A 13,409-nucleotide genomic window follows, 5' to 3' on the forward strand; every position below is an offset into this window, starting at 1 on the left:
TGACCTCTTCCGTGTCAGGGAAGCGCTCTCCCGCTGAGCTAAACGCGCATTACATCGAAACCTTAAAGGAATCTCTGCTGAGGTGGAAACGGGAATCGAACCCGTGTACACGGCTTTGCAGGCCGTTGCCTCGCCACTCGGCCATTCCACCGTGAGGCTGCCGCCTCAGTGGTTGCCTCGAAGTTATACCACAGAGCTTAACTTCTTGAGAAACCAGAGCGGATGACGGGACTCGAACCCGCGACCCTAACCTTGGCAAGGTTATGCGCTACCAGCTGCGCTACATCCGCATCACGTTGCAAGGAGAGCGAAGAAGAATCTCAATTGCTCTCTTGCGGTGCGAAAAATACTTTAGCGTGCTTGTGTGATTGATTACAAATTACCAGGTGAACATCTGTATTGTGCCTGTGGGCGTAGGGCTAAAGACCAAGCTTTGATGCCTCTGAATCGCAACAATGTCATTAATTCGCTTTCGCGGGTTGGTTACTGGGTGGCTATCGAGTCGCTATCGTCATGGAGTTCCATGGGTGGGTTAATAAATCTTCGAACTGCGCAATCGCAAACGCAATGCAACTCAATTAGGGAAATTTCTAAAACGCGTGCTAACTTATTCCGCAGAGCAGCAAAGGCTTAGTGCTTTTCTGTCCGAGTCCCATAGCTCAGTGGAAGAGCGTTCCGTTCACACCGGAAAGGTCGCTGGTTCGAACCCAGTTGGGACTACCATTTACAAACCCCGGTCGACGCATCGTATAGAAACGGCGCGGCCGGGGTTTTGCTGTGTGACCTGAACTATATTCGTCCCTCTCGGGAACTTTTCTGGGTTACCATCCGACAATAGGTATAAGGGCAGCGGTCAGACTACTGCTGTTCTTCTCGAACTGTCCCGCTTTAAGGAGTTGAACTGTTCTAGTGAGTCCCCGGGTCGCTTCAGGCGAAACGTTTCGGTTCTCAAAGTCGGGTTTCCGGCGTGCAGTAGCCGCCGCTGCGGCGCTTGTAGTCTTTGCAGGTGCGTCAGTTATTAATGCTGGCCCCGCGCATGCTCACGATTCCGTGCTGTCGTCTAACCCAGGCGACAAGCAGGTTCTCGATGAATTTCCGCACCACGTTTCTCTCAAGTTCTCCGGCAACCCCAAGAACAATTTCAACACCGTTGCAATTAGTGATGCAGATGCCAAGGAAGTCCTGTACTCCCACGAGCCAGAGGTAGTGGGTAATGAGGTCTCTTTGGATATCCCTGAGGATATTAATCCAGGCCCTGGTAACTACATCATTGGTTTCCAAATCACCTCCTCTGATGGTCACTCCACCCGAGGAAAGACCTCTTTCTCAGTGGCTGATCCGGATGCTGCTGGCGCAGCCGAAGCCGGGGCAGAATCTCGTCAGACCGGTGCGCACGCCGAGGAAACGAAGTCAATACCGCTATGGGCTTATGGCCTCGGTGGTGGACTCATCGTCATCATCGCCGCTGTCGTCATCGTTATTAATCGAAAGGCAAAATAGACACATGAAGCTCAATCGCACTGCAACTGCACTGATCGCTGGTTCCGCAGCTCTGACCCTTGTTCTGGCAGGATGCTCGTCCGACGATAACACTGCTGCTGAGGTGACTGAGTCCGCAACTTCCGCGGCGACCGAAGCTACCTCTCAGATGGAGAAGAGCGATGCTGCTGTGCAGCTGGCCGATGCCTACATCAAGGAAAAGCCGGCTGACAAGGGCATGACCGCCATCTTCGGTACGCTGACCAACAACACCGATAAGGACATCAAGGTTTCCTCCTTCAAGCTTGAGGGACTGAAGGAAGGCACGAAGTTCGAGCAGCACGACACCAAGGACGGCAAAATGTTCGAGGTGCCGGAAGGTTTGACGATTCCGGCTAATGGCGAACTCGTTCTCGAACCGGGTAGCACTCACTTCATGATTATGGACAATGATGAAGCTATGGATGTGGGAGCTGAATACAAGCTCGTCATTGAGCTTTCCGACGGCTCTAGCATCACCCAGGACGTTGAGGTTCGCGTCCAGCCAGCGGGTGAAGAGGACTACGGTAATGACGGTGACCTGAACAACCCAGAGCACATGGGCGGCGGTGAGATGGATCACTCGGGTCACTAATTCTTGTGACAAGTTGGTCAAGTAATCGCTCGTCGTAAAGCGGGCGTGAGCTCAGGTACGTCGAGGAATTGACTAACTGGAATCTAATGGTGGCAGAAGCGCTGGAGTTGGCAGGTTATTGCAGCATATGCAACGAACTCCGGCGCTTTTCTTTTTCCGAAAAAGGTTTTCGATACGGTCGAATTGGATAGGCCAGTGGTTGCGTTGAAGCCATTGAAAAATTGGCGGATTCCCAGCCACCTCATGTGCTCCAGTTCGAAGTAATCAGAAAGGTAAGAGTGCACAACATGTCCGAAGGCTTTTCCAGAAGACGTTTTCTTGGCGGGCTCGGCACCGCCGCAGGAGCCTCAGCGCTCGCCCTGGGGGCGCCGGAAGCCCAGGCGATTGGGTTGGAACGTCCACAGGAAGAGCCACCGAAACCGCCTTTGCAGACAGCAACCGTACCTTTTGATGGCGCTCACCAGGCGGGGATTGCGACGCCCGCACAGGCGAATCTATGGCTAATAGCCTTCAACGTGAAGAAGGGGGTCGATCGCAATCGCCTCCAAAACCTCATGCGTGCCTGGACGGATGACGCCCGCCGAATGACAGCCGGCAAGGCTACTCGAACGGATTTGGAACCCGAGCTCATGGGGAGTCCGGCCAATCTGACTATCACAGTTGGATATGGGGAGAATTTCTTCACAATCATCGATAGGGAAGACCAGAAGCCTGAGTGGCTGGGAGATCTGCCAAAGTACGTTAACGATGAGCTCCGCCCGGAGTGGAACGGCGGAGACCTGTGCCTGCAGATTTGTGCGGACGACCCAGTAATGGTCTCCCATGCGGCCCGAATGATGATCCGAAATGCAGGTTCTTATTTGGATGTTCACTGGGTGCAAGCTGGTTTCCAGCACGCCAATGGTTCTACGCAGGAAGGCGAGACCCCGCGCAATCTCTTCGGTCAGAAGGACGGTACGGTCAACCCGCGCACTCGTGAAGAATTCGACAAGCAGGTGTGGATTGATAGTGGTCCGGATTGGTTGCGGGGCGGTACAGCGATGGTTGTCCGCCGTATCGAAATGGATATTCCAGGCTGGGATGTGTTGGACCGCGAAAGCCGCACTGTTATTACCGGCCGAGATATCGGCACCGGCGCGCCAATTGGAGGTAAGGACGAGTTTGAGACCGTCGACCTGGCGAAGACTGATGAATATGGTCTGCCTCTGACGGATCCGAACAGCCATGTTGCGCTGTCAATGCCTCCGAAAGAGAAACCTAATCAGCGGATTCTGCGACGGGTCTACAACTATGACCTGCCACCGGAACCGAATGGTCGATTCGAGACCAACACCGGCCTGGTATTCATTTGTTTCCAGAAGGACCCGTTGGAGCAGTTCAATCCGATTCAAGAGCGGCTGTCCAAGAACGACCGTCTCAATCAGTGGATTTTCCACATTGGATCCGCCGTGTTTGTTATGCCACGAGGAACTTCTGAGGAGGAGTACTGGGCCCAGGACCTTTTCGAGGCCTGAGTTTTGACCGTGCGGTAAAGTGTGTGAACGACTGACGAAGGTCACCAGGTATGTGATTTTCGAAGACACTTTGAAAAGGAGTACACGCACGCCGTGTCAGAAGAATTTGCAACCCCAGCACCGTTTTCCGTGCCCGCAGGAGTTTCTGCGGGCGAGGCGATGAGAGACCTGGGTTTCCCGAACAAGGGCGTTGACGCCATCGTTTGTGTCCGCGACCCTGAAGGCAATTTGAAGGATCTGTCCTTTAAGCCAGAAGTGGAAACCGTCTTCGAGCCCGTTCCGGCGAATACTCCGGACGGTCGCGATGTCATCCGCCACTCTGCGACTCACGTGATGGCTCAGGCCGTGCAGTTGGAGTTCCCTGGGACGAAGCTGGGCATTGGCCCTGCCATCGACAATGGTTTCTACTACGACTTCCGTGTCGATGAGCCTTTCTCGCCGGAGGATCTCAAGCGCATCGAAAAGCGTATGAAGAAGATCATCAAGTCTGGTCAGCGATTCGAGCGCTTCGCGTTCGAGTCTGCCGATCAGGCGCAGGAAGCGCTTGCCGACGAGCCGTATAAGCTCGAGCTGATTGTTGAAAAGTCGGCCGGCAAGGTGGCCGAAGATGATGAGGCCAATGTCGATGTCGGTGGTGCAGGCACGACCTTGACCGGCTACCGCAACGTCAATCCGCGTACCGGTGAGACCGAGTGGTTTGATCTTTGCCGCGGCCCGCACGTGCCGACCACCCGCTACATCCCTGCTTTTAAGATCATGCGTTCTTCCGCTGCGTACTGGCGGGGTGACCAATCTCGAGATAACCTGCAGCGTGTTTACGGCACTGCGTGGGAGTCCAAGGAAGCGTTAGACGAGTACCTCGACCGCATGCTCGAGGCTGAGAAGCGCGATCACCGCCGTTTGGGCTCCGAGCTGGATTTGTTCAGCTTCCCGGATGAGATTGGTTCTGGTTTCCCGGTATTCCATGTCAAGGGTGGCATCATCCGCAACGAGATGGAGCAGCACTCCCGTCGCCGTCATATCGAAGCGGGCTATGACTTTGTGAACACGCCGCACGTAACTAAGGGTGACTTGTTCAAGAAGTCTGGTCACCTGGACTTCTACGCGGATGGCATGTTCCCGCCGATGCAGCTCGACGGCGAATATGACGAACACGGCAACTGCACCAAGGCTCCGCAGGACTACTACGTCAAGCCGATGAACTGCCCGATGCACAACCTCATTTTCGCATCGCGTGGTCGCAGCTACCGTGAACTTCCGATTCGTATGTTCGAGTTCGGCACCGTCTACCGCTACGAGAAATCAGGCGTTATCCACGGTCTTACCCGAGCCCGTGGCTTTACGCAGGACGATGCCCACATCTACTGCACCGAGGATCAGCTGGAAGAAGAGCTCACTAATGTCCTCGACTTCATCATTTCGCTTCTGCGTGACTACGGCCTGGATGACTTCTACCTGGAGCTGTCTACGAAGGACGAAAAGAAGTTCGTCGGCTCGGATGAAATTTGGGAGAAGTCCACAGCTATTCTCCAGCGCGTTGCCGATGCTTCTGGCCTCGAGCTCGTTCCTGATCCGGGCGGAGCCGCTTTCTATGGTCCGAAGATTTCCGTCCAAGCCCGCGATGCCATCGGCCGTACTTGGCAGATGTCGACGGTACAGCTCGACTTCAACCTGCCGGAGCGCTTCGAGCTCGAGTACACCGCACCTGACGGAACCAAGAAGCGCCCGATTATGATTCACCGTGCGCTTTTCGGCTCCATCGAACGTTTCTTTGGCGTCCTATTGGAGCACTACGCAGGTGCTTTCCCGGCTTGGCTGGCTCCGGAACAGGTTGTTGGTATTCCGGTTGCGGATGACTGTATCCCACACCTGGAGGGCTTTGCTGCACAGCTGAAGTCTCGTGGCATCCGCGTCCACGTGGATACGTCCGATGACCGCATGCAGAAGAAGATTCGCAACCACACCCAGGCCAAGGTTCCGTTCATGATTCTGGCTGGTGCCCGCGACATTGAGGCAGGAGCCGTCAGCTTCCGGTTCCTCGATGGCACTCAGATTAACGGGATGGCAGTTGAGAAGGCTGTCGACATCATCTGTGATTGGGTTGCTTCGCGGAATAACGAACAGCCGAACAAGGAGAATGTCTCTGCTCTCTAGAGGTCGTTAACGCTCTCTAATTCGACCGCGTTGTTTTAACTGGTGAACCACGCGTGGTAATCCAAAGAAGTTGACCGCGAGGTCGTAAACTACAGCAGAGAAATATATGTGGTCGGGGCTCGAATGGGGTCCCGGCCACGCAACGAAGGGGATGGCAGTGAATCAGTCGGGAAGTGAAGAGTTGCCTCCGCAGCAGCAGGGCAATGCCGGCCAGCAGGAATCGTCTGATGGCGTATACGTCGACAGCGGTTACGGCGAACCGGATCGGCTCACGCGCTTATGGGCACCCTACCGGCTGGACTACATCGTCAAGCGTGGTGTGCATAACTCCAAGCCATCTCGTAACCCCTTCGTTGATTTGCCGAAGCAAAGCGATGAGGAAGCACTCATTATCGCTCGCGGCGAGTGGGTGTACGCCGTTTTGAATCTGTTCCCGTACAACCCAGGGCACCTCATGGTGGTTCCATATCGCGAAGTCGCCAACCTTGAGGACTTGACCGACGAAGAAACAGCCGAGATGATGCGATTTGCCAAGCATGCGGTTCGTACTCTCAAATCGGTTTCGCGCCCGCACGCCGTCAATGTAGGTTTCAACTTAGGCAAGGCCTCCGGCGGTTCGGTCGCCGATCACCTGCATATGCACGTCGTACCGCGCTGGTCGGGTGACAGCAATTTTATGACCGTGATCGATGGCACCAAAGTGTTACCGCAGGCTCTTCGTCAGACTCGCGAGTTGCTTGCCGACGGCTGGCGTGCCCTTAATCAAGAGGATGGGGCAGCATGCTGAGTGTCCGTGGCAGGGCTCCAATCCGCCCAGTAGTTGAACCGATTGCCGCTGCACTTTTGCGGGTCGGCATTAGCCCGAACACGGTCACCCTGGTGGGAACGGTAGTTTCCGTTCTGCTTGCGGTAATCCTGATTCCTACCAACCATCTTTTCGCAGCTGCGGTGTCAATCGCTATTTTCACTGCTTTTGACCTGCTCGATGGCACGATGGCCAGACTTCGAGGGCAGGGAACGAAATACGGAGCGACGCTGGATGCTTCCTGTGACCGCATTACGGATGCTGCACTGTTCGGGGCGATAGCGTATTGGGTGGTGTATCACCATGACGCGGATTCAGTGCTGCTTATTCTGACACTGATCACTATGGGATCTTCCCAGGTCATTTCCTACGTTAAGGCTCGGGCAGAAGCTAGCGGCCTCAAGGTCAACGGCGGTCTCGTCGAACGTGCGGAGCGCCTGATTATCGGTCTAATCGGCATTGGGCTCCAGGGGCTTGGCGTGGACTATGCCCTCTACGTCGCAATGTGGCTCCTGGCGATTGGGTCGGTATTCACCGTCATTCAGCGCTTGTACATGGTGGCTAAGCAGCCAGGAGCGTTGGATCCCATCGCCCCGCCAGAAGGCGCAGCTGATAGTTCATCTATCAACCCTGACTCTGCTACGAAGTCCACGGGTTCGGCTGATTCCAACAACTAAAGGAGGATACGATGACTAGTTTCTTCCTGCCTCGCTCGAAAGATGATTTCGTTGCGCTCGGCTATATGGCCGGGTGGAAGATTTTTGGTCTGCTGCCGGAACGCGTGGCCTACCGCATCGGCAACATAGCCGCCGATCGGGTAGCAGCAAATCCCACGACGACCCGCCAGCTTCGCAAGAACCTGGCTCGCGTTATGGGCTGTCCGCCTGAGGAAGTGCCGCAAGGGCTTATTCGGGCTTCCATGCGTTCCTATCTACGCTATTGGGTGGAGGCATTCCGGTTGCCCTCCATCGCCTCTCCAGAGCTGGCAGACACGGTCGAATCCACCAGCGATGGGCTCGAACGAGTTGCTGAGGCCCTCGAGGCCGGAGATTCCATCGTCATCCCACTGCCGCATTCTGGTAACTGGGATATGGCAGGTATGTGGCTCGTTTCCCGCCATGGCCGGTTCAGTACCGTGGCGGAACGGCTGAAGCCAGAGGTGCTTTACGACGCTTTCGTGGAGTACCGCGAATCCCTCGGATTCCACATTCTCCCGCTTACCGGTGGCAAACCCGCGATGCCGGAACTGCAGAAGCGATTGGAAGACGGTGGCGTTGTGTGCCTGCTGTCTGATCGTGACTTCGGCGGCCACGGGGTCCCGGTCACTTTTTTCGGCGAGCAGACGACAATGCCGGTCGGCGCGGCAAAGCTGGCACAGGACACGGGCGCTCGGCTTATGCCCGCGGGCCTGTCCTACACGCGCGATGGTTGGCGCTTTGTAGCGCATCCATTCGTGCCGACTGAGGGGCGCAATCTAGCTGACATTGTCCAAGACATCGCTACTGTTTTTGAATCTGATATTGCTCAGCATCCAGCGGATTGGCACATGATGCAGCCACTGTGGCCAGCGGATAAGAAGAGGTCAAAGTAGCCGTGCGAATCGGAATGGTGTGCCCGTACTCGTTCGATGTTCCAGGTGGGGTTCAAGCTCACGCGATTGACTTGTGTGAGGAGTTCATCCGCCGCGGCCACGAGGTCAGTCTTATCGGCCCGGCTAGCGCGCAGGCGGATGTGCCGGATTTCGTTATTCGAGGTGGTGCCGCCATCCCGATTCCGTATAACGGCTCAGTCGCTCGGCTGTCTTTTGGTCCCCGCACGAGCCGTCGAGTCCGCACATGGATCGAGGAAGGTAGCTTTGACATTCTTCATATCCATGAGCCGAATTCGCCCAGTTTTTCAATGCTGTCGTTAGTAAACTCGGTCGGGCCAATTGTCGCGACCTATCACTCTGCGGCGACGGACTCCCTAGCATTGAAGTTGGCCACGCCATTTTTGCGGAAGTACCTTGAACGCATTCGGGGAGGCATCGCTGTCTCGGAAGTGGCTCGTCGCTGGCAGGTTGAGCAACTCGGCGGCGACCCGGTTCTCATTCCCAATGGTGTCCGTGTTGGAGATTTTGAGTCCTGCCCGGCCGCCTCATCGTTGCCTGAGATCCCGCCACGGCGTGAGGGGGTCTATCGGCTCGTGTTCCTCGGACGCTTCGACGAATCTCGTAAGGGCTTTGACGTGTTGCTCGACGCGCTGCCGGCAATACGTGCAGAGATTCCACAGCTTGAGGTCTGTGTTGTTGGTGATGGTGATGTCGCGGCAGCTCGTCGTAAAGCGGGCAGAAACGCAGATGTCCTGCATTTCGTCGGCAGACTGTCGGAGGATGCTAAGGCGTCAATACTCGCCGATGCGGATGCGTACATTGCCCCGCAGCGTGGTGGAGAGAGTTTCGGCATCGTGCTGGTAGAGGCGATGGCGGCGGGTGCGCCGGTGATCTCCAGCGACATCGATGCGTTCAAACTCGTGCTTGACGACGGCCATTACGGGCTTCACTTTGAAAACGGTAACTCCGCAGACCTTGCGGATGCAGTCGTACGCCTTTTGACGCAGTCAAAGTTGGGGGAGGAGCTTCGCGCACTCGGGCATAAACGGGCTTGGGAGTATGACTGGTCGCAGGTCGCCGACGGCGTTCTGCGTGTGTACGATACGGTGCGCATGGATGGCGAAAAGGTCGTCATTGCGCCATAGAGATTTCCGTCGTGTTAGCTGATTAAACGCAGCGGAGTGAAAGTGGGTTTTCGGTGGACGTAACCGTTCCAATCTGGGTCGTTGTCCTAGTCATTGCGCTGATTGTCGTACTCGTTAGCGGTTTGGTGGCTTCATCGACAGCGACGCGTTTGAACCGTATGCACATTCGCACGGACTTGGCGCGTTCTTCACTGGAAGCGGCGTTGGGGCGAAGGGCCGCAGTCGCTCGTGCCGCCTACCCGGAACTCGCCGGCGTAGTGACGAAGGTGGAAGCCACACCACTTAGAGCCAACAACACTGGACAGCGCGCAGACGTGGAAAACGAACTGACTAGGAAAATTGTGGCGCTCTATGAGGAACAGCCCGTGGACCGAACGATGGCAATTGAGCTTTCTGACGCCCACACGCGGCTCGAGCTCGCCCGCCGTTTCTACAATGATGCGGTGACGGATACGAAAGCACTGCGAGCCAGGCCGCTAGTACGCGCGCTGCGGCTGGCGGGCACTGCACCCGAACCGGAATATTTCGATGTTGCAGACGGACTGACAACTGCTTAATTGTGGGAAAATTCGCTGTTGTGCTGGAAGTTCGCCGTGTTTTGTGACTCAATGAACAGCACTGTCTAGTTCAGGCGTTATAGTGTTAAACGACTACAAACGGTCACATTCACCAGTTTTATTAGGGAAGTAGGGTTCGTTGAGCACGGTTGAGAACAACTCCGGGCAGGGCACCGCACGCGTGAAGCGCGGTTTCGCTGAGATGATGAAGGGCGGCGTCATTATGGACGTCGTTACGCCGGAGCAGGCCAAGATCGCTGAAGATGCCGGCGCAACTGCCGTGATGGCGCTGGAGCGTGTCCCCGCCGATATTCGCGCAGAGGGTGGCGTGTCGCGTATGTCTGACCCGGACATGATCGAGGGCATTATCAATGCCGTCTCCATTCCGGTTATGGCCAAGGCCCGAATCGGCCACTTTGTTGAGGCACAGGTTCTGCAGTCCCTCGGTGTTGACTTCATTGACGAGTCCGAGGTTCTGACCCCGGCCGATTACTCGAACCACATCGACAAGTTCGAATTCACCGTGCCTTTCGTCTGTGGTGCGACCAACCTGGGTGAGGCTCTGCGCCGCATCAACGAGGGCGCTGCCATGATTCGCTCCAAGGGCGAGGCCGGTACCGGTGATGTCTCCAACGCTGTGACTCACATGCGCACCATCCGCGCTGAAATTAACCGTCTGCGTTCTATGGCTCCGGACGAGCTCTATGTTGCCGCCAAGGAGCTGCAGGCACCGTACGAGCTGGTACGCGAGGTCGCTGAGACCGGTAAGTTGCCAGTCGTGCTGTTCACCGCAGGAGGCATTGCAACTCCGGCTGACGCTGCAATGATGATGCAGCTCGGTGCCGAGGGTGTCTTTGTTGGTTCCGGTATCTTCAAGTCCGGTGATCCGGAGAAGCGCGCCAAGGCTATCGTCCAGGCAACCCAGCACTACGATGATCCGAAGGTCATCGCTGATGTCTCCCGCGGTCTCGGCGAGGCAATGGTCGGCATCAACGTCGACGAGATTCCGCAGCCGCACCGACTCGCTGAGCGTGGCTGGTAAAAATGGCTAACATCCGCGAGGTATTAGATCTGGAGCAGATTGACCGGGACATTTTCCGTGGCCCAGTCATTAAGTCAATCCTGCAGCGCACTTTCGGTGGCCAAGTTGCCGGCCAGTCCCTCGTCGCGGCGACGCGCACGGTGGGTAATACCTTCGCGGTGAACTCCCTCCACGCCTACTTTGTAGGCCCGGGCCGCCCCCATATCCCGACGGTGTACATGGTCAAGCGTATTCGCGACGGCCGGTCTTTCTGCCACCGATCCGTCGAAGCTGTGCAAGATGGCCGTACGATTTTCGTCATGCAGGTCAGCTTCCACCGTAAGGGGGATGAGGGACTCGAGCACTCTGACGTGATGCGCAAGGTGCCAGATCCTGAAGACGTGGTCACCGACACCTCTGAGATGACGAACACACGTCGTCTACTAATGCGCGAGTGGGCGGACTGGGATATCCGGGTAGTGCCGAATGATCAGTTCGAACACAACAAGTACACCCCGTCCCAGCAGCTGGTGTGGTTCCGGTGCAAGGATCGCCTGCCGGATAACGAGACCTTCCATGTCTGCACGCTGGCGTATATGTCGGATATGACTTTGCTGTCATCGGCACTCGTTCCGCATCCAGGCGTTGAGGTCCAGGAAGCCAGCCTCGACCACGCGATGTGGTTTATGCGTCCGTTCCGTGCGGATGAATGGCTGCTCTACGACCAGATTTCGCCATCGGCGCACGCGGGTCGCGCATTGACTCACGGTCGCATCTTTAACCAAAAGGGCGAGCTCGTGGCCGTCGTCACGCAGGAAGGGCTGACCCGAAGCCTGGCCCCGGGTGTCGAGCCCGTGCCAGTGGCGACGAACTTCGATGCTCGCAGTGAGAACCTAGATTAATGACACAGGAAACAATCGGTATCCTCGCTCTTCAGGGCAACGTTGCCGAACACGGATATGTGCTTGACCAGCTCGGCGTCCCGCACCGAAAGGTGCGCTTGCCCCGTGATCTGGAAGGGCTTAGCGGCCTAATTTTGCCCGGCGGCGAGTCCACAACCATGAGCAAGCTGATGGTCTTCAATGAGCTTGAAGACCCGCTGCGGGAAGCCCTCCGCGATGGCCTTCCGGCATATGGCACCTGCGCCGGCATGATTTTGCTTGCCGACGAAGTGCTCGATACCCGTCCGGATGCCGTTAGCCTGGGGGCGATTGACATCACCGTCCGTCGTAACGCATTTGGCCGGCAAGTGGATTCCTTCGAAACTGACTTGGATATTCCGCAGCTGGCGATCAGTGGTGACCAGCCGCCTGTACACGCCGCCTTTATTCGCGCACCGTGGGTCGAGCGTGTCGGTGATGATGTTGAGGTGCTAGCGCGGGTGCCAGAATCGGCTGGAGAGACCGCAGGTACAGTGGTCGGAGTACGGCAGGGGGCTGCGATGGCCACCAGCTTTCACCCGGAGTCGACGGGGGAGACGCGGCTCCACGAGTTCTTTTTGCGAGAGCTTGTCGGCATTTAAATCCCCGGTTTGTATAATGAACACCTGACGAATTCCCATCTACATGGGTATTGACGAGAGGAATGGTAGGAACTAGCACATGGCGGGTCATTCAAAATGGGCAACCACAAAGCACAAGAAGGCTGCTAATGACGCCAAGCGCGCCAAAGAGTGGGCAAAGATGATCAAGAACATCGAGGTCGCGGCTCGTACCGGCGGCGGTGATCCTGCTGGTAACCCCACCCTCGATGACATGATTAAGAAGGCCAAGAAGGCCTCGGTTCCCAACGACAACATTGAGCGTGCCCGCAAGCGTGGTTCCGGCGAGGAGTCCGGCGGTGCTGACTGGGAGACCATTGTCTACGAAGGTTACGCACCTGGCGGTGTCGCTTTGATTGTGGAGTGCCTGACCGATAACCGTAACCGTGCTGCTTCCGATGTGCGCTCGGCGTTCAACAAGAACAACGGCAACATGGCAGACAACGGCGCCGTGGCGTACCTCTTCGAAAAGAAGGGTGTCGTCGAGCTGCCGAAGGGCGAGCTGACCGAGGATGACCTGCTTATGGCGGTTCTCGATGCTGGTGCAGAGGAGGTCAACGACCTGGGCGAAAAGTTCGAGGTTGTCTCCGCCTTTACCGATCTGATGAATGTCCGCACCGCTCTTGTCGATGCCGAAATGGAGTACGACTCCGCAGATCAGGACTACCGCGCTTCTACCACGGTGGCTCTCGATGCTGACGGTGCACGCAAGCTCTTCCGTCTGATTGACGCTCTCGAAGAGTCCGACGACGTGCAGAACGTCTACTCGAACGCCGACATCAGCGACGAGGTTATCGCCGAACTCGAAGACTAGGCGTTTGCTTGGCGACGGTTCCGCTGACCGGCTTCCCGGCGTTAAAGGATGCTCGTGCAGGGTAGTCTGCAGCGCTGAATTGCGCGGCGAGCTGGTGTGAATGGAAGATCCCCATCGGAGAGTCGTCCGATGGGGATTTTTTTGGGGGGGGGGGG

13 protein-coding genes and 4 tRNA genes (1 of these 17 running past the window's edge) are annotated in these 13,409 nt (G+C 56.6%); 14 read left to right on the top strand and 3 right to left on the bottom strand.

Annotation, left to right across the window (positions count from 1 at the left end):
• From HMPREF3130_RS05075 to HMPREF3130_RS05085, 3 genes are all read right to left on the bottom strand, one after another.
• Nucleotides 1-46, bottom strand: a tRNA-Val gene (locus tag HMPREF3130_RS05075) (it extends 49 nt beyond the left edge of the window).
• Nucleotides 47-80: 34 nt separating this feature from the next.
• Nucleotides 81-151, bottom strand: a tRNA-Cys gene (locus HMPREF3130_RS05080).
• Nucleotides 152-217: 66 nt separating this feature from the next.
• Nucleotides 218-290 (bottom strand) — tRNA-Gly (locus tag HMPREF3130_RS05085).
• A 358-nt stretch (nt 291-648) separates the two neighbouring features.
• Here HMPREF3130_RS05085 and HMPREF3130_RS05090 point away from each other — a divergent pair.
• The 14 genes from HMPREF3130_RS05090 (at nt 649) to HMPREF3130_RS05155 (ending at nt 13,254) form a co-directional block, all read left to right on the top strand.
• Nucleotides 649-723 (top strand) — tRNA-Val (locus HMPREF3130_RS05090).
• A gap of 186 nt (nt 724-909) precedes the next feature.
• A complete protein-coding gene (locus HMPREF3130_RS05095; RefSeq protein WP_049190805.1) occupies nt 910-1,500 on the top strand; it encodes a copper resistance CopC family protein in 591 nt (196 codons plus the stop codon).
• Nucleotides 1,501-1,504: 4 nt separating this feature from the next.
• Entirely contained in the window at nt 1,505-2,113 is a 609-nt protein-coding gene (locus tag HMPREF3130_RS05100; protein ID WP_070429453.1) for a copper chaperone PCu(A)C, read from the top strand.
• Between the two features lie 287 nt (nt 2,114-2,400).
• Entirely contained in the window at nt 2,401-3,627 is a 1,227-nt protein-coding gene (locus HMPREF3130_RS05105) for a Dyp-type peroxidase (protein ID WP_040361740.1), read from the top strand.
• Nucleotides 3,628-3,786: 159 nt separating this feature from the next.
• Nucleotides 3,787-5,781, top strand: a complete 1,995-nt coding sequence (gene thrS / locus HMPREF3130_RS05110; protein ID WP_222867477.1) for a threonine--tRNA ligase — start codon at nt 3,787-3,789, stop codon at nt 5,779-5,781.
• 151 nt (nt 5,782-5,932) lie between these two features.
• Nucleotides 5,933-6,568: an ATP adenylyltransferase gene (locus tag HMPREF3130_RS05115; protein WP_042388668.1), complete on the top strand. Its 636-nt coding sequence runs from the start codon at nt 5,933-5,935 to the stop codon at nt 6,566-6,568.
• Nucleotides 6,562-7,263 (top strand): phosphatidylinositol phosphate synthase, encoded by a 702-nt coding sequence (pgsA, locus tag HMPREF3130_RS05120; RefSeq protein WP_049193676.1) that lies wholly within the window; start codon nt 6,562-6,564, stop codon nt 7,261-7,263. Before HMPREF3130_RS05115 ends, pgsA begins: the two co-directional genes overlap by 7 nt.
• A gap of 11 nt (nt 7,264-7,274) precedes the next feature.
• The gene (locus HMPREF3130_RS05125; RefSeq protein ID WP_070429454.1) at nt 7,275-8,177 is read left to right on the top strand and encodes a phosphatidylinositol mannoside acyltransferase; all 903 of its coding nucleotides are present in this window, start codon (nt 7,275-7,277) and stop codon (nt 8,175-8,177) included.
• A gap of 2 nt (nt 8,178-8,179) precedes the next feature.
• Entirely contained in the window at nt 8,180-9,322 is a 1,143-nt protein-coding gene (locus tag HMPREF3130_RS05130) for a glycosyltransferase family 4 protein (protein WP_070429455.1), read from the top strand.
• Nucleotides 9,323-9,375: 53 nt separating this feature from the next.
• The gene (locus HMPREF3130_RS05135; RefSeq protein ID WP_016422677.1) at nt 9,376-9,879 is read left to right on the top strand and encodes a hypothetical protein; all 504 of its coding nucleotides are present in this window, start codon (nt 9,376-9,378) and stop codon (nt 9,877-9,879) included.
• A gap of 139 nt (nt 9,880-10,018) precedes the next feature.
• A complete protein-coding gene (gene pdxS / locus HMPREF3130_RS05140; protein WP_049172998.1) occupies nt 10,019-10,921 on the top strand; it encodes a pyridoxal 5'-phosphate synthase lyase subunit PdxS in 903 nt (300 codons plus the stop codon).
• Between the two features lie 2 nt (nt 10,922-10,923).
• Entirely contained in the window at nt 10,924-11,802 is an 879-nt protein-coding gene (locus tag HMPREF3130_RS05145) for an acyl-CoA thioesterase (protein WP_049193681.1), read from the top strand.
• Entirely contained in the window at nt 11,802-12,422 is a 621-nt protein-coding gene (gene pdxT, locus HMPREF3130_RS05150) for a pyridoxal 5'-phosphate synthase glutaminase subunit PdxT (RefSeq protein WP_048731318.1), read from the top strand. Before HMPREF3130_RS05145 ends, pdxT begins: the two co-directional genes overlap by 1 nt.
• A gap of 79 nt (nt 12,423-12,501) precedes the next feature.
• Entirely contained in the window at nt 12,502-13,254 is a 753-nt protein-coding gene (locus tag HMPREF3130_RS05155) for a YebC/PmpR family DNA-binding transcriptional regulator (RefSeq protein ID WP_048731316.1), read from the top strand.
• Nucleotides 13,255-13,409: the final 155 nt, after the last annotated feature.

The sequence above is a fragment of the Corynebacterium sp. HMSC14B06 genome (genome assembly GCF_001807075.1).
Taxonomy (GTDB): Bacteria; Actinomycetota; Actinomycetes; order Mycobacteriales; family Mycobacteriaceae; genus Corynebacterium; species Corynebacterium jeikeium_D.

What these genes read in the sequence shown, in the direction of transcription:
- HMPREF3130_RS05100 (WP_070429453.1), top strand. Translation starts at nt 1,505, where the DNA reads ATGAAGCTCAATCGCACTGCAACTGCACTGATCGCTGGTTCCGCAGCT.
- HMPREF3130_RS05105 (WP_040361740.1), top strand. Translation starts at nt 2,401, where the DNA reads ATGTCCGAAGGCTTTTCCAGAAGACGTTTTCTTGGCGGGCTCGGCACC.
- thrS (WP_222867477.1), top strand. Translation starts at nt 3,787, where the DNA reads ATGAGAGACCTGGGTTTCCCGAACAAGGGCGTTGACGCCATCGTTTGT.
- HMPREF3130_RS05115 (WP_042388668.1), top strand. Translation starts at nt 5,933, where the DNA reads ATGGCAGTGAATCAGTCGGGAAGTGAAGAGTTGCCTCCGCAGCAGCAG.
- pgsA (WP_049193676.1), top strand. Translation starts at nt 6,562, where the DNA reads ATGCTGAGTGTCCGTGGCAGGGCTCCAATCCGCCCAGTAGTTGAACCG.
- HMPREF3130_RS05125 (WP_070429454.1), top strand. Translation starts at nt 7,275, where the DNA reads ATGACTAGTTTCTTCCTGCCTCGCTCGAAAGATGATTTCGTTGCGCTC.
- HMPREF3130_RS05145 (WP_049193681.1), top strand. Translation starts at nt 10,924, where the DNA reads ATGGCTAACATCCGCGAGGTATTAGATCTGGAGCAGATTGACCGGGAC.
- pdxT (WP_048731318.1), top strand. Translation starts at nt 11,802, where the DNA reads ATGACACAGGAAACAATCGGTATCCTCGCTCTTCAGGGCAACGTTGCC.
- HMPREF3130_RS05155 (WP_048731316.1), top strand. Translation starts at nt 12,502, where the DNA reads ATGGCGGGTCATTCAAAATGGGCAACCACAAAGCACAAGAAGGCTGCT.